Genomic DNA, 19,511 nt, shown 5'->3' on the forward strand with positions numbered 1-19,511 from the left:
ATGACTCTTGAGCGTTCAGAACGCATCCAAATTCCCGTACTGCCACTGCGTGATGTGGTGGTCTATCCCTACATGGTGATCCCCCTGTTTGTGGGCCGCGACAAGTCGGTCAACTGCCTGGAAGCAGCCATGGCCCAGGACAAGCAAGTGTTCCTGGTGGCCCAAAAAGACGCCGAGCTGGATGATCCTGAACTGGCCGACATCTACGAAGTCGGTACCGTTGCCACTATCCTGCAGATGCTCAAACTGCCCGACGGCACCGTCAAGGTGCTGGTGGAAGGCAACCAGCGGGCCCGCATCGACAGCCTGCAAACCGACGACGACTACCTGCACGGCGAAGTCACCTTCCTGGAGTCCACTCCCATAGAGGAGCAGGAGCAGGAGGTGCTGCTGCGCACCGCCATCAATCAGTTTGAAGGCTATATCAAGCTCAACAAGAAGATCCCGCCCGAGGTGCTGACCTCCCTGTCCGGTATCGACGAGCCGGCGCGCCTGGCCGATACCATGGCGGCCCATATGCCCATCAAGCTGGACGAAAAGCAGAAGGTGCTGGAAATCATCCCCGTGGGTGAGCGCATCGAATACCTGCTGGGGCTGATGGAAAGCGAAATCGACCTGCTGCAGATCGAAAAGCGCATCCGCAACCGCGTCAAAAAGCAGATGGAAAAAAGCCAGCGGGAGTACTACCTCAACGAACAGATGAAGGCTATCCAAAAAGAGCTGGGTGAGCTGGAAGATACCCCGGACGAGTTCGAAGGCCTGCAGCGCAAGATTGACGAAGCCGGCATGCCCGAGGAAGTGCGCACCAAGGCCAGCAGCGAGCTGTCCAAGCTCAAGATGATGTCTCCCATGTCGGCGGAAGCCACAGTGGTACGCTCCTACATCGACTGGCTGGTGTCGGTGCCCTGGTCCAAGAAAACCAAGGTTAAAAAAGACATCGCCAAGGCCGAAGAGATCCTCAATGCCGACCATTTCGGCTTGGAGAAGGTCAAGGAACGGATCCTCGAGTACCTGGCGGTGCAAGCCCGCTCCAGCAAGCTCAAGGGTCCCATCCTGTGCCTGGTAGGGCCGCCGGGGGTGGGTAAAACCTCCCTGGGCCAGTCCATCGCCAAGGCCACCGGCCGCAAATACGTGCGGGTCGCCCTGGGCGGGGTGCGTGACGAAGCGGAAATTCGCGGTCACCGCCGTACCTATATCGGCTCCATGCCCGGCAAGCTCATTCAGAAGATGTCCAAGGTAGGGGTGCGCAACCCGCTGTTCCTGCTCGATGAAATCGACAAGATGGCCTCCGACATGCGCGGCGACCCGGCCTCGGCCCTGCTGGAAGTGCTGGACCCGGAACAGAACGCCACCTTCGCCGACCATTACCTGGAAGTGGATTACGATCTGTCCGACGTGATGTTCGTGGCCACCTCCAACTCCATGAATATCCCAGGCCCGCTGCTGGATAGGATGGAAGTCATTCGCCTGTCCGGTTACACCGAGGACGAGAAGCTCAACATCGCCCGCAACCACCTGCTGCCCAAGCAAATCGGCCGTAACGGCCTGAAGAAGGGCGAACTGGTGGTGGAAGACAGCGCCATTATCGGCATCATCCGTTACTACACCCGGGAAGCCGGTGTCCGTAACCTTGAGCGTGAGCTGTCCACCCTGTGCCGTAAGGCGGTGAAAAAGCTGTTGCTGGAAAAAGACATCAACACCGTCACCATCGATGGTGACAACCTCCACGATTTCTTGGGGGTGATGCGCTTTGACTACGGCCGTGCCGACGACGAAAACCGTATCGGCCAGGTCACCGGCCTGGCCTGGACCGAAGTGGGCGGCGATCTGCTGACCATAGAGGCGGCCAGCGTGCCCGGCAAGGGCAAGCTGACCTACACCGGCTCCTTGGGCGACGTGATGAAAGAGTCCATCCAGGCGGCCATGACGGTGGTGCGTTCCCGTGCCGAGAAGCTGCGTATCAACAGCGATTTTCATGAAAAGCGGGATATCCACATCCACGTGCCGGAAGGGGCCACTCCTAAGGACGGCCCGTCCGCCGGTATTGCCATGTGCACCGCCTTGGTGTCCAGCCTGACCGGTAACCCGGTCAGGGCCGATGTGGCCATGACAGGGGAAATTACCCTGCGTGGGGAAGTGCTGCGCATCGGTGGCCTTAAAGAGAAGCTGTTGGCGGCTCATCGCGGCGGTATCAAGCAGGTGCTTATTCCTTATGAAAATGAACGAGACCTGGAAGAGATACCGGAAAACGTCAAACAGGACCTGGTGATCCACCCGGTAAAATGGATTGACGACGTGCTGAAACTGGCGTTGGCAGAGGATCCGGCCGGCTTTTCGCCACAAAGTGCGGCCTGAAGACGACTTTTTGCGTTTGAGGGCTTTCCACTAGCGACCGCTCTGGTATAGCCTAAGCTTGGTCGCTAGGCTGGAGGGCCTGTTCTGCCAGGGTTTGCCGACTGAAAGAGCATACTTTGGTATGCTTGCACTGGGCTAACAGGCTTGATATAAAACCTCCGCTAGGCCGCAGTTTCTGGGAGATTTTAACTGCGGAGCAAAAATAACAATTGAAGGGGATGATATTGTGAATAAATCACAACTGATCGATAAAATTGCCGCAGGTGCTGATATTTCCAAAGCTGCTGCTGCTCGTGCACTGGATGCGTTCACCGACGCCGTAACTGAGTCCCTGAAAGACGGCGATTCTGTTGCTCTGGTCGGTTTCGGTACTTTCTCCGTACGTGAGCGTGCTGCCCGTTCTGGCCGTAACCCCCAGACTGGTGCCACCATCAACATCGCTGCTGCTAAAATCCCGTCCTTCAAGGCCGGTAAAGCGCTGAAAGACTCCGTAAACTAAGACGCCTGCCCGGGCGCGGCAAAAGGGTCCATGACCTTCAGCGCCCAGGAATGTGAGGAGTGGTAGTTCAGTCGGTTAGAATACCGGCCTGTCACGCCGGGGGTCGCGGGTTCGAGTCCCGTCCACTCCGCCAAAGCCTAAAAGGCGCATCATGTAGGTGATGCGCTTTTTTTATATAAGAGAGACAAATCAAGATGATGGAACAGATCCGGGAAGGATCGCAGAGCTGGATTGTTAAAATCATCCTTGGGCTCATCATCCTTTCCTTCGCCCTGACAGGTGTGTACTCCTATCTCAGTGGCGGGCCTAACGGCAACGCGGCAGCTGAGGTCAATGGTCAGTCCATCAGCCGCGTCGAGCTGAACCGGGCCTACCAGAACGAGCGGGCCCGCCTGGAATCCCAAAACGCCGACATGTTCAGCCAACTGGCCGGCAACGAAGCCTTTCTTAACGAAATTCGTCGTGGTGCCCTGGAGCAGCTGATCAACCAGCACCTGATGGCCGACGCCATCAGCGAAATGGGTCTGCGGGTGTCCGACGAGCAGGTCAAGGCCGCCATCCGTGACATCCCTGCCTTCCAGATCGCCGGCAACTTCGACAACGAGCGTTACCTGGCGGTGCTGCGTAACCAGGGCATGAGCCCCAGCCGCTTCTCGGAAATGATGCGTGCCGACCTGGCCCGCCAACAGTTCGTTGACGGTGTGCTGGCGTCTGCCTTCGTGATGCCCGATGAAGCCAAGGACCTCTATGCTGCCAGCCGGCAGAGCCGTGACGCCATGGCGGTCACCGTCAAGGCCAGCGACTTCCTGGCCACCATCGAGGTCAGCGACGAAGACATCCAGGCCCGCTACGACAGCGAGCCCCAAGGCTATATGGCCCCGGAGCAGGTGGCTGTGGATTACGTGGAACTGAACGCCGACGATCTCAAAGCCGGCGTCACCGTTACCGACGAACAGATCCAAAGCTACTACCAGGACAACACCAACCAGTTCCGTCGCCCCGAGAAGCGTCAGGCTTCCCATATTCTGTTCACCGGTGACGACGCCAAAGCCAAGGCCGAGGCCGCCCTCAAGGCCATCCAAGGCGGTAAGGATTTTGCCGAAGTGGCCAAAACCGAATCCACCGACACCCTCAGCGCCGAGAAAGGCGGTGACCTGGGCTGGATCGAGCCGGGCGTATACAAAGGCGACTTCGACAAGGCCCTCTTTGCCATTGCCAAAGAAGGGGACATCGCTGGTCCGGTTGAATCCACCTACGGCTATCACCTGATCAAGCTGACCGGTATCGAGATGGGCACCGTCAAGGGCCTGGCCGAGGTTAAGGACAGCATCAAGACACTGCTGGTCAAAAAGGCCGCCGATGCGCTGTTCTATGAAAAGCAAAGCAAGCTAGAGCAGGACGCCTTCGAACTGCCCTTGGCTGAAGCGGCTAAGAATATCGGTGTTGAGGTTAAGCATGTCCCGCTGTTTGCCCGTAGCGCCCCACCGGCGGCACTGAGCAACGGCTCTGTACTTGACGCGGTGTTCTCTGACAGCGTCAAGCTTGACCGTCGCCCCTCCGGGCTGCTGGAAGTGGGTCCCGAACACATAGTGGCGCTGGTTGCCAGCGACTACAAAGAAGCCCACCGCAAGGCCCTGGATGAAGTCAAAGGCGAGATAGCCACTGCTATCCGCAGCGAGCGTGCCAAGGCCAAGGCCGAGGAGCTGGCCCAGGCTCTGCTGGACAAGCTTAACGCCGGTGAAGACGTCAGCGGCTTCCTGGCCGACAACAAGCTGTCCGAAGAGACCCTGGACGCTCTTGCTCGTAACGATACCAAGGCCGCCCCCGCCATAGTGCGCAGCGCCTTCGACCAGCAGCCCGGCAATGCCGAGCTGGTGACCCTGGCCAGTGGCGACAGCGCCGTGGTCAAGGTCAAGGCGGTACATCCGTACCAGCCCACCGAGCAGGACCAGTTCATCATCCAGATGTGGCAGCAGCAACTGGCCAAGCAGCGTGCCGACGCCGCCAACCGCCAGTTCATCGATGCCCTTCGCAAGGTGGCTGAAGTCAAATACCTCAACCTCAGCAACGGTTGATGAAAAACCCCGGCTTGCCGGGGTTTTTATTAGGGAGAGAACGATGCAAAAGACCTTGATAGGCGCCTTGGCCCTGGTGCTGCTGGCCAGTGGCTGCAGCGACGACAGCGCCCGGGTATCCCTGGGCTGGTTTACCACCAAGGACGTGGTGGTAAAGGGCTTTACCGACCCCAAGATCCCCGGTGTGACCTGCCATGTGGCCCATGTGGAGGACGACCTGAGCTTCTCTGACCCCTCGGACATGTCCATCGCCTGTCGCCAGACCGGCCCCATCACCGCCGCCATGCTCAAAGGCATCGACAGATCCAAGTCCGGCGAGTCGGTGTTCAAAGAGTCGTTGTCGGTGCTCTTTAAATCCCTGAAAGTGCGCCGTATTTGGGACGCCGAGCATCAGAGCCTGATTTACCTGTCCTATTCCACCAAGGAAACCCAGGGCAGCACCCACCATGCCATTTCCACCGTGCCCCTGTACGGCACCGAGGCCTGGCAACAGCCCCACTGACGGGTATGCTTTTCTCAAGTCATAAAAAAGGCCGCTGATGCGGCCTTTTTTTACAGCTGGCAGAGCCGGCGGGCGGCCTCTAGCAAGGTGGCGTCTTCCTTGGCAAAGCAGAGGCGGATAAGGCGCTGGCCGGCCGGCGGCGTCTCGTAGAAGACGCTGATGGGAATGGCGGCCACCCCGACCTCCTTGACCAGCCGCTCACAAAAGGCCAGGTCGTCTTCGTCGCTGATGGCGCTGTAGTCCAGCAGCTGAAAGTAGGTGCCCTGGCAGGGCAGCAGCCTAAAGCGGCTGCCGGCCAGGGCCTGGCGCAGCCGATCGCGCTTGGCGCGGTAAAAATCGGCCAGGGCGAAGGTTTCTTCCGGCAGGGCTTCGAGGTGGCCGGCAATGGCGGTTTGCAGGGGGTGGGTGGTGCAGAAGGTCACGTACTGGTGGACCTTGCGAAGCTCGGCGGTCAGGGCTGGCGGCGCTATGGCATAACCCAGCTTCCAACCGGTCAAATGAAAGCTCTTGCCGAAAGAGGACACCACCAGGCTGCGCTCGCGAAGAGCAGGGTGGCTATTAACGCTCAGGGCCTGCTCACCAAAGTGGATGAATTCGTAGACCTCGTCGGACAGCACCAGGGTGTCCAGGGGCGCAATGGCCTGCCAGAGGGCGTCCAAATCCGCCGGTTGCCAGCAGGCGCCGGTGGGATTGTGGGGGCTGTTAATAAGCACCAGCCGGGTCTTGGGGCTCAGCAGTGCCGCAAAGGCCTGCCAGTCCGGGCGAAAATCCGGGGCATGGAGGGTAAGGCGTTTGCAGCGGCCACCGGCCAGCAGCACCGCCGGCTCGTAAAGGTCATAGGCCGGGTCGAACAGGATCACCTCGTCGCCGGGGTGCACCAGGGCGGCGATGGCATCGAAAATCGCCTCCGAGGCGCCGCTGGTGACGGTCACTTCCTGGGCGGCCGACAGGATGCGGCCATAGTGGCGGCTGACCACCTGGGCAATGGCCTCTTGCAGGGCCGGCAAGCCGGCCATGGGGGCGTACTGGTTGTTGCCGTGCAGTACGGCGTCGGCGGCCCGCTGCAACAGGCGCTGGTCCGGGGGGAAGTCGGGAAAGCCCTGGGACAGGTTCAAGGCGCCAAACTGGGCGGCCAGGGCCGACATGCGGGTGAAAATGGTGGTGCCGGTGGCGGGCAGTTTGGAGGCAATGGTCACGGCGTCAGGCCCGGGAAAAGGATTTGGCGACAGGGTAGCAGAATGCTAGGATTTGGCAACTTAGACGTCTATCTGTCCAAATGGAGTGCCTATGTCCCAGCCGGGACTGATCTCGACCCTGCTGCACTACTGCAACGAAGCCGCCGCAAGGCATTGGCTGCCGGCCACCGGCGGCAACCTGTCGGTGCGCCTGGACGCCGAGCGCTGCCTGATCACCGCCTCAGGGGTGGACAAGGCCAAGCTTGGCGAGCAGGACCTGGTCACGGTCAACCTGGCCGGCCAGGTGCTGGCTGGCCCCAAGCCCAGCGCCGAAACCTTGGTCCATTGTGCCCTCTACGGCGCCGACCCCGGTATTCAGGCGGTATTCCACACTCATTCGGTGGCGTCCACCCTGCTGTCGCGGCGCACCGAGGGGGACAGCCTCTGGCTCACCGGTTATGAGATGCAAAAGGCCATCAAGGGAGTGACCAGCCATTTGGAGCCTCTGGAGATCCCCTGTTTTGACAACAGCCAGGACATGCCGGCCCTGGCCGCACAGATCCGCCAGCGCTACCTGGATAAGCCCTTTGTCGGCGGCCTGCTGTTAAAGGGCCATGGCCTTTATGCCTTCGGGGACAGCCCCCAGGAGGCCTGGCGCCACCTGGAAGGGCTGGAGTTCTTGTTGCAATGCGAATGGGAGTACCGCCGATGATCAAGGCCGTGGTCATGGACGTGGAAGGCACCACCACCGACATCCAGTTTGTACATAAGGTGCTGTTCCCCTACGCCAGGGCGCGGATGGCCGACTTCGTCACCAACCAGGCCCAGGAGCCGGCCGTGGCCGAAGCCCTGGCCGCCGTCAGCCAGGAGGCGGGCCTCGGCGCCGATGACATCCAGGGCCAGATAGCCGCCCTTATCCGCTGGATAGACCAAGACAAAAAGGTCACCGCCCTTAAGACCCTGCAGGGGCTTATCTGGCGCCAGGGTTACCAACAGGGGGACTTCACCGGTCACCTCTATCCCGAGGTGCCCGCCGCCCTTGGCCGCTGGCGCGAACAGGGGCTGCGCCTGGCGGTGTATTCGTCCGGCTCGGTGGCCGCCCAGCAGCTGCTGTTCGGCTACTCGGACGCCGGCGACCTGCAAGGGTTGTTCGAAGCCAACTTCGACACCCGCATCGGCCACAAGCGGGAAGAGGGCAGCTACCACAATATCGCCAAGGCCCTGGCCTTGCCGGCCGACCAGATCCTGTTCCTGTCCGATATCAAGGAAGAGCTGGCGGCGGCGCGCCAGGCCGGTTTTGCCACCTGCCAGCTGGTCAGACCCGGTACCCAGGCCGCTGAGGGTTATGCTCTGGCCCACAACTTTGACGAGGTAACCCTATGACCATCCTGACCCTGTGCAGTGAGAACGGCATCGAACTTGGCAGCTGGACCGACAGCGCCGTCATAGGTGAGAAGCTGGCCGCCGTCGGTATCGACTACCAGCACCTGGCCACCCGGCCTCTGGACGATCTGAGCCCGGAGGCGGTGATGGCCTGCTACCAGGACGCCATCGCCAACTGGCAGCAGCAGGGGGGCTATCAGAGTGTGGATGTGGTGTCGCTACAGCCGGACAACCCCAATGCCGGCGAACTGCGCCGCAAGTTTCTGGACGAGCATATCCACAGCGAAGATGAGGTGCGCTTTTTTGCCGCCGGCTCCGGCATCTTCTATCTGCACCTTAACCACCATGTCTATGCCCTGACCTGCACCCAAGGGGATTTTCTGTCGGTGCCGGCCGGTACCCGCCATTGGTTCGATATGGGCCTTGAGCCCTACTTTGTGGCGGTGCGCCTGTTTACCAACCCCGACGGCTGGGTGGCCCAGCACACCGGGGATCCGGTAGCGTCGAACTTTATCGACGCGGCATGAGAAAAGGCGCCTAGGGCGCCTTTTTTATTGCCTTACTGGCAGTACTGCTGGGTGGGGGTTACCGCCAGCACCTGCACCTGGCTGCCTTTGGGGATCACCAATTCGGTGGGGCCCACCGGGCTGGCCCCGGCGTTGTAGTTATAGGTGTAGCCAAGGCGGGTCCAGGGAAAGCCGCCATCCTGATAGGACGCCGCTGTCTGGCCGGCGTACCAGGCCTTGTGGGCCTGGCTGACCGTTTTGGGAAAGTCGGCGCCGCATTGGCTCTGGCCTAGGCTGGGGTCGGCGCAGGGCCGAAACAGCAGCGCCGAGTCCACTTCCAGGGTAACGAAGCTGCGGGCCTGCTGTGGCTCTGGCGGCAGGCCCAGCAGGGCCTGGGTGCCCAGGCGCTTATCGCCGTAGCGGCGGCAAAAGCCCTGCACGGCGCCATCCAAGGTTACCCAGGTTTCCCCCCAATCCAGGGTCAAGGTCTTGCCCGGTTCAAAGCTGCCTGGATACTTGCTCCAGGTCACTACCTTGATCTTGCCCGCCGCAGGGCTGGCCAGGGGCGCGGCTTCCTGGGGGGTAATGACGGCGGCATCGGCAATGGCCGCCAGGTAGCGATGCTGGGCATCACCTGGGGGCAGGCTGGCGCAGCCGCCGAGGCAGAGCAGGGTCAGGCAGAGTCCTTTCTTCATGGCGCTTTCCTTGGTTAGGCGATAAAGGCACCGGGGTCGGTGATAAGGCCCCGGTCGGTCACCCAGCCGCTGATAAGGTCGGCCGGTGTGACATCGAAACCCGGATTGTAGGTCTGGGTGTCGGCGGGCGCCAGTTGCTGCTCGCCCAATTGGCAGACTTCGCTGCCGTCCCTGTCTTCGATGGGGATGGCGCCAGCGCCGGGGCAGGCCGGGTCTACCGTGGTCCAGGGGGCGGCGATGTAAAAGGGCACCCCGTAATGTTTGGCCAGCACCGCCAGCATCAGGGTGCCGACCTTGTTGGCGGTGTCGCCGTTGGCGGCGATACGGTCGGCCCCTACCAACACCAGGTCCACCTGGCCGTCGGCAAAGAGGCTGGCGGCGGCGCTGTCCACCTGCAGGCGATGAGCAACCCCGGCCGCCTTGAGTTCATAGGCGGTGAGCCTGGCTCCTTGCAGCAGGGGGCGGGTTTCATCCACCCACACGAAGGGGCCCAACCCCGCTTCCTGGGCCCGGGTGATGATGCCAAGGGCGGTGCCGCGCCCGGCGGTGGGCAGGCCGCCGGTGTTGCAATGGGTGAGGATGCGCATGCCGGGTTTGATAAGGGGCAGGCCCGCTTCGGCAATGGCGTCGCACAGGGCCAGGTCCTCATCGAACAGGGCCAAGGCTGCCGCTTCCACCTGCTCGGCGCCCTGGTCCAGCACCGGGTTGATGCGGTCCAGAAGATTCATCAGGTTGACCGCCGTCGGCCGGCTTTGGCGCAGTACCTGGCTGGTTTGGCGAAGGGCCTCGAGCGCCAGGCCCTGGCGGGCCAGCACTGCCAGATAGAGCACGGCGGCAATGCCGATAAGGGGCGCACCGCGTATGGCCAGGCTCTTGATCAGCTCCACCAGGTGCTCGGTGCTCTGTACCGTCAGCCATTGTTGGCGGCCGGGCAGGGCGCGCTGGTCAAGGATCTGCAGTTGGCCGTCTTGGTAGCGAAGGGCGGTAGCTTGTCTGAGGGTCATAAGAAGGCAGTCTGTCACCGTAAAAACCGGATTGTCGCATTTCCCGAAAGAGAGGTGTAGACGTCTAAACGTTTTTGCGTTTAAATTTCTGGGTGTCCATGAATGTCCCGGAGTAGCGCCATGTCCTATCAGGTGTTTGATAGCCTTGCCGCCATCGACTTTGCCAAAGCCAAGGGCTTTTTCCCAAACGAGGCCCAGGTCAGTAGCCATGAGATTGGCGACGGCAACCTGAACCTGGTGTTCCAGTTGTCCACCCCCGAGCGCAGCCTTATCGTCAAGCAGGCCTTGCCTTATGCCCGCTGTGTGGGTGAGTCCTGGCCCTTGACCCTGGACCGGGCCCGTATCGAGGCCGAAACCCTGCAGGCCCATGCCAAGGTTGCCCCGGATCTGGTGGTCAAGGTGCTGGATTTTGACCTGGAAAAATACGCCATGGTGCAAGAGGACCTGTCGCACCTGGTGTTGCTGCGTAAACGCCTTATCGACGTGGAAAAAGTCGATAACCTGGCCGAAGACTTGGCCCGTTACCTGGCCGACAGCCTCTACGCCTATTCCGATTTTGCCTTGGCGGCCCAGGCCAAAAAGGCACTGGTGCAGAACTTTACCAACCCGGAGCTGTGCCAAATCACCGAAGACTTGTTCTTTACCGACCCCTTCCGTGAGCACGAGCGTAACGATATCTTCCCCGCCACCCGGCCCCTGGCCGAGGAGCTGTGGCAGGACGTGATGCTGCTGGACGCGGTGGCCGAGCTTAAGGCCCGCTTCCTGTCCTGCCCCCAATCCCTGCTGCACGGCGACGTGCACTCGGGCTCGGTATTCTCAGGGCCTGGTGAGCTGAAGGTGATCGATGCCGAATTCGGTTTCTTCGGCCCCATCGGCTTTGACGTGGGCTCGGTGATCGGTAACCTGCTGCTGGCCTGGTGCCGCCACAAGACCTTGGGTAACAACGACTACGCCGACTGGCTGGAAGAGGAAAGCCTGAGCTTCTGGGACCTGTTCGAGAGCCGTTTTCGCACCCTGCTGGCCGGTACCCAGGACCCGGGTCTGGCCAGCGAAGGTTATCAGAGCCGTTTCCTGGCCCAGGTGCAACGCGACGCCCTGGGCTATGCCGGCTGCGAGCTTATCCGCCGCACCCTGGGCCTGGCCCATGTGGCGGACATCACCAGCCTGGACGACGCCCAGCGCAGCGATGCCGAGAAAAAGGCCCTGGCCCTTGGCCGCAGCCTGATCCTGGCCAGCCAGGGCAGCTGCGACATCAGCCTGATCCGGCGGCTGCTCAAACCCAGCCCGGTGCGCTTCGCCGCATAATAAAAAAGGCCGCATTCGCGGCCTTTTTCAATTGCCCCAGAGGTTCTGGGCCATCAGCATGCGCTTGGTGACCTCATGCTGGGGGTTGCTAAAGACCTCTTTGGTCGGCCCCCGCTCCACCACCTGGCCGTGGTGCATGATCAGCACATAGTCGGAGATGTGCTGCACTATGCCCATGTTGTGGGACACGAACACATAGCCCAGCTGCTGTTTGCGCTGCTCGTCCAGCAGGAAGTTGAGGATCTGGCCGCGCAGGGACACATCCAGGGCTGCCAGGGCTTCGTCACAGACCAGCACCTTGGGGCCCAGGATCAGGGCCCGGGCCAAAGCCACCCGCTGCTTCTGGCCACCGGAGATCATATGGGGGTAGTAGTCGGCATGTTCGGCCAGCAACCCTACCCGCACCAGGGTGGCCTCAATCTTGGCCTGGCGCTGGGCGGCGGTGAGGGTGGTATTGAGCTTAAGGGGCTCTTCGAGCTGGCGGCCCACCGTCACCCTGGGGTTGAGGGACGTGGATGGGTCTTGGAAAATCATGCGGATAGAGCGGCAAGACTCGGCCGAATGCAGGGCGAGGGGCTCATCCCCCAGCTTGACCACACCGGTGGTGGGCACTTCGGCCCCCACCAACAGCTTGGCCACAGTGGTCTTGCCCGACCCGGTTTCGCCGCAGATGGCCAGGGTCTGGCCCGCTTCCAGGCTAAAACTCAGGGGCGCCACCGCCTCTATGGTCTCGCGCTTGAACAGCCCCCGGCGGTTGACGAAGGTCTTGGAAAGATCGGTTACCTCTAACAGCGGCACCCTCAGTCCTCCATATTGATGGGGTAGTGGCAGGCAAAGCGGTGGCCCTTGACGTCTTTGACCAGGGGTTTTTCCACGCATTTGCGCTGGGCCCTTGGGCAGCGCGGCCCCAGGCGGCAGCCGATGGGCAGGTGCTGCAAGGGCGGTATGGCGCCGGGCAGGGTATGAAGGTGGCACTTGTGTTCCAGCCCCTCACCAAAGTGGGGAATGGAGCGCAGCAGCGCCTCGGTATAGGGATGGTGGGGCCGGCTGAGAATGCTCTGGGTGGGGCCCGCTTCCACTGTCTGGCCCGAGTACATCACGGTAATGGCGTGGCTCCACTTGATGATGGACTCCAGGTCGTGGGTGATCAGCAGCACCGACATGTTGCCAAGCTGGTTGAGCTTGGCCAGCAGGCTGAAGATCCGCGCTTCTGTGGTGGCTTCCATCTGGGCTGTGGGCTCGTCGGCGATGAGCAGCTTGGGGCCGCTGGCGATGGCCATGGCGATCATCACCTTCTGGCAAAGCCCCTCGGATAATTCGTGGGGGTAGCTGTCCAGCACCCTCTTGTGCTGGGTGATGCCCACCTTGTGCAGCAGCGCCTTGGCTTCACCGGCCCGCCAGCGGCGCCGGCCATAGAGGTTCCAATAGGGCAGGGGGCATTGGTGGTGGGGCAGCACTTCGGTGAGCTGTTCCTTGATGCTGAGCATGGGGTCCAGACAGCTCATGGGCTCTTGGAAGATAAAGCCCAGCTCGCGGCCGATCAGCTCGCGCCTGTCGTCCAGGGGCAGGTCGGACAGCTCAACCCCTTTCCAATGCATGCGGTCGGCATGGACATGCCAGCTGTCGCTTTGCAGCCCCAGTATGGCCTTGGCCACCAGGGACTTACCCGAGCCCGATTCCCCGACCAGGCCCTGGATCTCCCCTTCATTGATAAGCAGGTTGACCTTTTCCACCGCCTGGACCCGCCCCTGGGGGGTTTCCAGCTCTATGGTCAGGTTACGGATGTCCAGCAGGGCGCTCATGGTTATTGCTCCAGACGGGCGTTAAGGGCCTGGCGCAGGCCGTCACCCACCAGGTTAATGGCGATCATAGTGGTAAGTATGGCAACCCCGGGCAGGGTCACTGTCCAGGGCGCCATATAGGCCAGGTCCGTAGCGCCGGCCAGCATGGCTCCCCATTCGGGCAAGGGGGCCTGGGCGCCCAGGTTCAAAAAGCCCAGGGCGCTGATGTCCAGCACCGCCGCCGACAGCCCCAGGGCGTACTGGTGCACTATGGTGTCGGCGACGTTGGGCAGGATAACGTCCCACAACAGGCGCAGCCTGCCCACCCCGTCCATGCGCGCCGCCACCACATATTCCTTTTCCATCTCGGCGGCCACGGCGTCGTGGGTGACCCGGATAAACTGGGGCACCAGCGCCAGCCATACCGCCAACAGCGCCGCTCCCAGCCCTGGGCCCTGTATGGCCACGAAGGTGATGGCCAGCAGCACCGATGGGATGGACAGCAGGGTGTCGAGGAAATGGTGCAGTATGGAGCCCTGCAAGCCCTTGAGGGTGCCGGAAATGGCCCCCAGTACCACCCCGATAAGGGCCGCAGCGGTCACCACCAGCAGCGCCGAGCCGAAGGTCAAGTGGGCGCCGTGCAGCAGCCTGGACAACAGATCCCGGCCCAAGTCGTCAGTGCCGACAAAAAAGTCCACGTGGCCGGCCTGGGCCCAGGACGGCGGCACCAAGAGGGCGTCGGGGTGCTGTACTTCGGGGTCGAAGGGCGCTAGCAGGGGGCCAAAAACGGTGGCGATCAGCAGCAGCCCCATCAGGTAGAGCCCCACCATGGCCTGGGGGCTCTTGCGAAAGGCCCGCCAGGTCTGGACCAGGGGCGAGGGGATGCGCTCGTCGGTGTAGAGGTTAGGGCTCAGCATGGAGGCGCTTTCGATGCAAGGGGTCCAAGGCGGTGAACAGGATATCGATCACCACGCTGACCAGGATAACGAAGGTGGACAGGATCAGCAGGCAACCCTGGATGGCGGGAAAATCCCGCGAGTAAATGCTGTTGACCAGGTAGTTTCCCACACCGGGCCAGTCGAAGATGCTCTCGGTGATGATGGCCCCTGACAACAGCGCCGCCAGTTGCAGGCCGAGGATCCGGCCAACTGGCAGCAGGGCGTTGTGCAGGCCGTGCTTGCGCACCACCCGCCACATGGACCAGCCCCTGGCCCTGGCGGCGCGGATATAGTTCTTTTTCAGCACGTCACGCAAAGAGGTGCGGGTCAGGCGGGTCACCACGGCGGTGGGCACTGTGGCCAGCACCAGTGTCGGCATTACCAGGTGGGCCAGGGCGTCACGCATGGCTTCAAAGCGGTAGGGCACCTTGGACAGCCAGATATCCACCAGCAAGAAGCCGGTCTTGGCCGGGATCTCGTACAAGAGCCCCAGGCGCCCGGACACCGGCAGCCAGCCCAGCTTCAGGGAAAACAGCATCATCAGCAGCAGTGCCCACCAGAAGATGGGGATGGAATAGCCCACCAGGGCTACCCCTTGCACCGTGTAGTCGGTAGCGGAATTGCGGTACATGGCGGCAAAGGCGCCGGTGGGAATGCCGATGACCAGGGCCAGCAGCATGGCCGCCAGGATAAGCTCCAAGGTGGCGGGCAGGGTGCGCATCAAGGCTCCCAGTACCGGGTCGCCGTTACTGAGGGAATAGCCCCAGTCACCGCTGAAGATACGGCCAAGGTAGTGGTAGAACTGCACCGCCAGGCCCTGGTCCAGGTGGTAATGGGCGCGCAGGGCTTCGATTTGCCCGGGGCCCAGGCCGTCGGTGTTGACCAGGTGGCTCAAGGGATCCCCTGGCCCCAGGTGGGTCAGGCTGAAGGCCACCATGGCCAGCAGCAGGAAGGTGATCAAAAAGAGGTTTAGGCGGCGCAGGGCATAACTCAGCATCAGTTGAGCCTCCTGGCCTTGGCAAAGTTGATGGCGCCAAAGGCATGGAGCTGCACCCCTTCGATGTCATTCTGGCTGGCCAGAAAACGCAGGCCATGGGCCAGGGGCACCACCGGCATGGCCTGGTCCAGGTAGGCCTGGGCCTGCTGGTAATAGGCCTTTCGCCCTTCCCGGTCCGGGGTCAGCAGGGCCTTGGCCAGCAGGGTATCAAAGGCCGGGTCACACCAGTTGGCCCTGTTGTTGCCGCTGGCCATGGCCGAGCAGGACAGGGTAGGGGTAAAGAAGTTGTCCGGGTCTGTGTTATCGGCGGACCAGCCAATCAGCACCGAATCGTGCTCGCCCCTGGCCAGGCGCCGGCGAAAACTGGCCCAGTCGTAGGTGACGATGCGCACCCGCACATTGACGGCTGCCAGGTCCGACTGGATAAGTTCGGCCATCTTGCGGGCATTGGGGTTATAGGAGCGGGATACCGGCATGGCCCAGATATCCAGGCTAAAGCCGTTTTCCAGGCCAGCCTTTTTCAAAAGGCTCCGGGCCTGCTCCAGGTCCCGTTTCAGGGGCGGCAAGTCCTTGTCGTAGGCCCAGGAATTGGCGGGCAGCAAGGAGTTGGCTGGAGAGCCGGTGCCGTAGAACACCGCCTGCATTATGGTGTCGTGTTCTATGGCCATGGCCAGGGCGCGGCGCACGTCGGGGTTGTTCAGGGGCGGCCTTTCGGTATTGAAAGCCCAAAAGCCCACGTTCAGCCCCGGCTGGGATTGCAGGCGCAGGTTGTCGTGCTTTTGGATCTCGCCTATCTCAGAGGCCAGGGGCAGGCCGGTCACGTCACATTCCCCGGTGACCAACTTGGCCAGGCGCCGCGAGCTCTTCTTGGTGATGTCGAAGATCAGCGGATTGACCGCCACCTGGCCGTCCCAGTAGTCGGGGTTGGCCTTGTAGCGGATAAAGCTGTCCTTGCGGTAGCTGTCGAATACGAAGGGGCCAGTGCCCACCGGCTGGGTGTCGATGCGCTCCGGCACCCCTTGCTCCATCAGGGCCTGGCCGTATTCGGCAGAGAGGATAATGGCGTAGTCGGTGGCCAGGTTGGACAGGAAAGAGGCGTCTGGCCTGTTGAGCACAAAGGTGACCTGGTGGTCGTTGTCGCGCTCGATGGCGTGCAGCAGGCCTCCTAAGGCCACGGCGTCGAAGAAGGGGTATTCGCCCCCGGACACCTGGTGGTAAGGATGGTCCTTATCCCACTGGCGGCGGAAGCTGAAAATCACATCGTCGGCATCGAAGTCGCGGCTGGGGCTGAAGTAGGCGGTGTGGTGGAAATGCACCCCTTGGCGCAACTCAAAGGTATAGCGCAGGCCGTCCGGGCTCATGTGCCAGGCCTTGGCCAGGCGCGGCAACACCTCGCCGGTCTGGGCGTCGATGTCGATGAGCTTGTCATAGAGCTGGTTGGCCGTGGCGTCGGCTGTGGTACCCGAGGTCACCAACTGGGGGTTGAAGGTCTCGGGATTGCCTTCGGCGCAATAAACCAGACCCTGGTGAACCAGGCTTTTGTGGTTGTCGGAACAGGCGCAAAGGGCCATGCCCAACATACCCAACATCAGGGCGCGATTAGCCAGCATAACCCATGCCGTGAATCGATGTTAAAGAACGGGAGCGGCACTCTACCACTGTTGCCCCGTCCCTTCCAAACCTGCCGTGCATCCGCCCTCCCGGCTCAGCCCTCTTCTGCCTTGTCCAGCAGCTCGTACTTACGCAGTATGCCCCGCAATTGGTGATAGGTCAGCCCCAGGGCCTCGGCGCTGCGCTTTTGGTTGAACTGGTTGGCCTTGAGGGCCTCGTTGAGCACTTGGATCTCAAATTCCTGGGTCAGGGTCTTGAAATCCAAGGGGAAGTCCAAGTCACCGCCGAGGCTGGCGCCCTTGGCCTGGGCTGGCGCCCCAGGGGCCGGCTGGCGGTCGACGGTGCGCACCTGTCCCTTGGGCCGCCAGGGGGACTCGAAGGGGTCCAGCACCACCTGGTGTACCGGCAAATCCGGGTTGTTGTGGCGGTAGACCGACCGCTCCACGGCATTTTTAAGCTCACGGATATTGCCGGGCCATTCATAGTCCAGCAGCAGCTGCTGGGCCTTGCGGGTAAAGCCGGAAAAGAGCGGCTGGTCCAGCTGGCGGGCCATGTTGATGGCAAAGTGCTCGGCCAGCAGCAGGATGTCGTCGCGGCGTTCCCGCAAGGGGGGCAGGGTGATCACATCAAAGGCCAGCCGATCCAACAGATCGGCGCGAAAGGCGCCCCGCTCTGCCAAGGAGGGCAAGTCTTCGTTGGTGGCACAGATCAGGCGCACGTCCGCTTTGAGGGTCTGGGAGCCCCCCACCCGTTCATACTCCCCGTATTCGATGACCCGCAGCAGCTTTTCCTGGATAAGGCCGGAGGTGTTGGCCAGCTCGTCCAAAAACAGGGTGCCGCCGTCGGCCCGCTCGAAGCGGCCGCTGTGGCGCTTGGCGGCGCCGGTAAAGGCCCCTTGCTCGTAGCCGAACAGTTCCGACTCCAACAGGTTCTCGTTAAGAGCGGCGCAGTTGAGCTTGAGGTAGTTCTGATCCCAACGGCTGGACAGGAAGTGCAGGCGCTCGGCAATCAGTTCCTTGCCGGTGCCCCTTTCTCCTATGATAAGCACCGGCTTGTTCAAGGGAGCCGCACGGGACACCTGCTCTATCACTTCAAGGAAGCTGTTGGCCTGGCCGAGCAGGTTGTCGTGTTTTCTGGGTGCCATGAGTGGTGATTTTCGCCAAATTGTGGTTGAACCTATGATAATCCAATTTAGTTAACATGGCGCCAACAAAATTTTCTTTTTAAATTCAGTGTGTTATTCTTTTGTCCAAGTTGGCACGCTTTTCGGATAAGGGAGAGCAAGGAACTCCCTTAGATCAGACGAGGAAACGATAATGGGTATTTTCTCTCGCTTCACAGACATCGTGAATGCCAACCTGAATGCCTTGCTGGACAAGGCCGAAGACCCCGAAAAAATGGTACGCCTGATCATTCAGGAAATGGAAGACACCCTGGTGGAGGTCCGCTCCCTGTCTGCCAAAGCCCTGGCCGAGCGTAAAGATCTGGAAAGGCGTATCGCCAAACTGGCCGAAAAGGCCAACGACTGGCAGGCCAAGGCCGAGCTGGCCCTGACCAAGGACCGTGAAGACCTGGCCAAGGGTGCCCTGATTGAGAAAAGCCGTGCCGAAGAAGCCATGGCCGGTCTGCAGGCGGAACTGACCCATGTGGAAGAGTCCATCGCCAAGCTGAGCGAAGAAGTCACCCAGCTCAACGAAAAACTGACCGACGCCCGCAGCCGCCAAAAAGCCATAGTGCTGCGCAAGCAATCGGCACAGACCCGCCTGGACGTGCGCAAGCGCTTTGACGGCGGCAAGGTGGAAGACACCATGGCCAAGTTCGAACAATACGAGCGCCGTATTGACGATATCGAAGCCCAGGTGGAATCTTATGATATTGGCAAGGGCAAGTCCCTGGATGCCGAATTTGCTGCCCTGGCTGCCGACGAAAAGGTCAACCAGGAGCTTGACGCCCTGAAGGCCAAAATGGCCAAGAAAAAATAAAAGGAGTAGGTGATGGAGGATGTAGTCTGGGCATTCGCGGTACCCCTGATCATATTCATGATCTTCGTGGCACCCATCTGGCTCATCCTGCACTACCGCAGTAAGCGCCAGGTAGGGCAGGGGCTGAGCGAAGACGAAAGGGCACAACTGGTGCAGCTGTCCCAACAGGCTGAAAAGATGGCCGATCGTATCGCCACCCTGGAGCGCCTGCTGGACGAAGACAGTCCCCAGTGGCGCAACAAGGCTTAAGGAGACAAGGATGTCACCGCAGCAGGAAGGAGAAAGGGCAATGAGCAACAGCACAAGAGGCAATCTGTACCGTTATCCCGACGAAGCCCGTCTTGGCGGTGTCTGCGCCGGTCTGGCCCACTACTTCAACATGGAAACCTGGCTGGTGCGAGTGTTGGTGGTCTCCGGCGCTTTGCTCACCACCGGTACCTTCTTCGTGGTGGTCTATGTGGCCCTGTGGTTTATCCTGGAAAAGGCCCCCAGCACCAGCAACGGCAGCAAGGAAAAGCCTATCCAGGTGAAAAACCAGGTTTGGCAGTCCGGTGAGCCGCCGCGCCAGGCCATGAAGGACCTGAACGATCAGTTCGAACGCCTTGAAAATAGGCTCAGGAGCCTGGAAGGTCATGTGACCTCAGCGGAATTCCAGCTAAACCGGCAAATCAGCCGGCTGTGAAAAAGGGCGCCGATGGCGCCC

20 protein-coding genes and 1 tRNA gene are annotated in these 19,511 nt (G+C 61.4%); 12 read left to right on the forward strand and 9 right to left on the reverse strand.

What is annotated here, in order from left to right; all coding sequences use genetic code 11:
• From lon to B3C1_RS05155, 5 genes are all read left to right on the forward strand, one after another.
• Entirely contained in the window at positions 1-2,355 is a 2,355-nt protein-coding gene (gene lon / locus B3C1_RS05135) for an endopeptidase La (protein ID WP_008483369.1), read from the forward strand.
• Between the two features lie 226 nt (positions 2,356-2,581).
• Positions 2,582-2,854 carry a nucleoid-associated protein HU-beta gene (hupB, locus tag B3C1_RS05140; protein WP_008483370.1) on the forward strand — a complete coding sequence of 91 codons (273 nt, stop codon included), beginning with the start codon at positions 2,582-2,584 and terminating at the stop codon, positions 2,852-2,854.
• 56 nt (positions 2,855-2,910) lie between these two features.
• Positions 2,911-2,987, forward strand: a tRNA-Asp gene (locus B3C1_RS05145).
• 61 nt (positions 2,988-3,048) lie between these two features.
• On the forward strand, positions 3,049-4,929 hold the full coding sequence (locus B3C1_RS05150) for a SurA N-terminal domain-containing protein (protein WP_008483371.1): 1,881 nt from the start codon (positions 3,049-3,051) through the stop codon (positions 4,927-4,929).
• Between the two features lie 43 nt (positions 4,930-4,972).
• Positions 4,973-5,431, forward strand: a complete 459-nt coding sequence (locus B3C1_RS05155; protein ID WP_008483373.1) for a CreA family protein — start codon at positions 4,973-4,975, stop codon at positions 5,429-5,431.
• Positions 5,432-5,481: 50 nt separating this feature from the next.
• On the opposite strand, the gene B3C1_RS05160 is transcribed toward B3C1_RS05155, so the two are convergent.
• The gene (locus B3C1_RS05160) at positions 5,482-6,627 is read right to left on the reverse strand and encodes a methionine aminotransferase (RefSeq protein ID WP_008483374.1); all 1,146 of its coding nucleotides are present in this window, start codon (positions 6,625-6,627) and stop codon (positions 5,482-5,484) included.
• Between the two features lie 91 nt (positions 6,628-6,718).
• Between B3C1_RS05160 and B3C1_RS05165 the strand changes: the two genes are divergently transcribed.
• Genes B3C1_RS05165 through B3C1_RS05175 form a run of 3 tightly spaced genes read left to right on the forward strand, consistent with a single transcriptional unit; the run spans position 6,719 to position 8,516 of the window.
• Positions 6,719-7,318, forward strand: a complete 600-nt coding sequence (locus B3C1_RS05165; RefSeq protein ID WP_008483375.1) for a methylthioribulose 1-phosphate dehydratase — start codon at positions 6,719-6,721, stop codon at positions 7,316-7,318.
• Complete coding sequence (gene mtnC, locus B3C1_RS05170; RefSeq protein ID WP_008483376.1) at positions 7,315-7,989, forward strand: acireductone synthase; 675 nt, start codon at positions 7,315-7,317, stop codon at positions 7,987-7,989. Before B3C1_RS05165 ends, mtnC begins: the two co-directional genes overlap by 4 nt.
• Positions 7,986-8,516, forward strand: coding sequence for a 1,2-dihydroxy-3-keto-5-methylthiopentene dioxygenase (locus tag B3C1_RS05175; protein WP_008483377.1), 531 nt, complete (start codon positions 7,986-7,988; stop codon positions 8,514-8,516). The genes mtnC and B3C1_RS05175 overlap by 4 nt, the downstream gene beginning before the upstream one ends.
• A 32-nt stretch (positions 8,517-8,548) precedes the next feature.
• On the opposite strand, the gene B3C1_RS05180 is transcribed toward B3C1_RS05175, so the two are convergent.
• Together B3C1_RS05180 and mtnA are read right to left on the reverse strand one after the other, a co-directional pair.
• Positions 8,549-9,190, reverse strand: coding sequence for a hypothetical protein (locus tag B3C1_RS05180; RefSeq protein WP_008483378.1), 642 nt, complete (start codon positions 9,188-9,190; stop codon positions 8,549-8,551).
• Positions 9,191-9,204: 14 nt separating this feature from the next.
• The gene (mtnA, locus tag B3C1_RS05185; RefSeq protein WP_008483379.1) at positions 9,205-10,194 is read right to left on the reverse strand and encodes an S-methyl-5-thioribose-1-phosphate isomerase; all 990 of its coding nucleotides are present in this window, start codon (positions 10,192-10,194) and stop codon (positions 9,205-9,207) included.
• 120 nt (positions 10,195-10,314) lie between these two features.
• Here mtnA and mtnK point away from each other — a divergent pair, with 120 nt between their 5' ends.
• Positions 10,315-11,499 (forward strand): S-methyl-5-thioribose kinase, encoded by a 1,185-nt coding sequence (mtnK, locus tag B3C1_RS05190; RefSeq protein WP_008483380.1) that lies wholly within the window; start codon positions 10,315-10,317, stop codon positions 11,497-11,499.
• A 27-nt stretch (positions 11,500-11,526) separates the two neighbouring features.
• On the opposite strand, the gene B3C1_RS05195 is transcribed toward mtnK, so the two are convergent.
• The 6 genes from B3C1_RS05195 to pspF form a co-directional block, all read right to left on the reverse strand.
• The gene (locus B3C1_RS05195) at positions 11,527-12,297 is read right to left on the reverse strand and encodes a peptide ABC transporter ATP-binding protein (protein ID WP_008483381.1); all 771 of its coding nucleotides are present in this window, start codon (positions 12,295-12,297) and stop codon (positions 11,527-11,529) included.
• A 2-nt stretch (positions 12,298-12,299) separates the two neighbouring features.
• Positions 12,300-13,301, reverse strand: a complete 1,002-nt coding sequence (locus B3C1_RS05200; RefSeq protein ID WP_008483383.1) for a peptide ABC transporter ATP-binding protein — start codon at positions 13,299-13,301, stop codon at positions 12,300-12,302.
• Positions 13,302-13,303: 2 nt separating this feature from the next.
• Positions 13,304-14,197 (reverse strand): ABC transporter permease subunit, encoded by an 894-nt coding sequence (locus B3C1_RS05205; protein WP_008483385.1) that lies wholly within the window; start codon positions 14,195-14,197, stop codon positions 13,304-13,306.
• Positions 14,184-15,215 (reverse strand): ABC transporter permease, encoded by a 1,032-nt coding sequence (locus B3C1_RS05210; protein ID WP_008483386.1) that lies wholly within the window; start codon positions 15,213-15,215, stop codon positions 14,184-14,186. The genes B3C1_RS05205 and B3C1_RS05210 overlap by 14 nt, the downstream gene beginning before the upstream one ends.
• Entirely contained in the window at positions 15,215-16,825 is a 1,611-nt protein-coding gene (locus B3C1_RS05215) for an ABC transporter substrate-binding protein (protein WP_008483387.1), read from the reverse strand. Before B3C1_RS05215 ends, B3C1_RS05210 begins: the two co-directional genes overlap by 1 nt.
• A gap of 95 nt (positions 16,826-16,920) precedes the next feature.
• Complete coding sequence (gene pspF, locus B3C1_RS05220; protein ID WP_008483388.1) at positions 16,921-17,970, reverse strand: phage shock protein operon transcriptional activator; 1,050 nt, start codon at positions 17,968-17,970, stop codon at positions 16,921-16,923.
• Between the two features lie 172 nt (positions 17,971-18,142).
• Between pspF and pspA the strand changes: the two genes are divergently transcribed.
• The 3 genes from pspA to pspC are packed head-to-tail and all read left to right on the forward strand — an operon-like array spanning position 18,143 to position 19,490.
• Complete coding sequence (pspA, locus tag B3C1_RS05225) at positions 18,143-18,808, forward strand: phage shock protein PspA (RefSeq protein WP_008483389.1); 666 nt, start codon at positions 18,143-18,145, stop codon at positions 18,806-18,808.
• A gap of 12 nt (positions 18,809-18,820) precedes the next feature.
• Positions 18,821-19,057, forward strand: coding sequence for an envelope stress response membrane protein PspB (gene pspB / locus B3C1_RS05230; protein ID WP_008483391.1), 237 nt, complete (start codon positions 18,821-18,823; stop codon positions 19,055-19,057).
• 40 nt (positions 19,058-19,097) lie between these two features.
• Complete coding sequence (gene pspC / locus B3C1_RS05235) at positions 19,098-19,490, forward strand: envelope stress response membrane protein PspC (RefSeq protein ID WP_008483393.1); 393 nt, start codon at positions 19,098-19,100, stop codon at positions 19,488-19,490.
• The last annotated feature ends 21 nt before the right edge of the window (positions 19,491-19,511 follow it).

This window comes from Gallaecimonas xiamenensis 3-C-1 (assembly GCF_000299915.1).
GTDB lineage: Bacteria > Pseudomonadota > Gammaproteobacteria > Enterobacterales > Gallaecimonadaceae > Gallaecimonas > Gallaecimonas xiamenensis.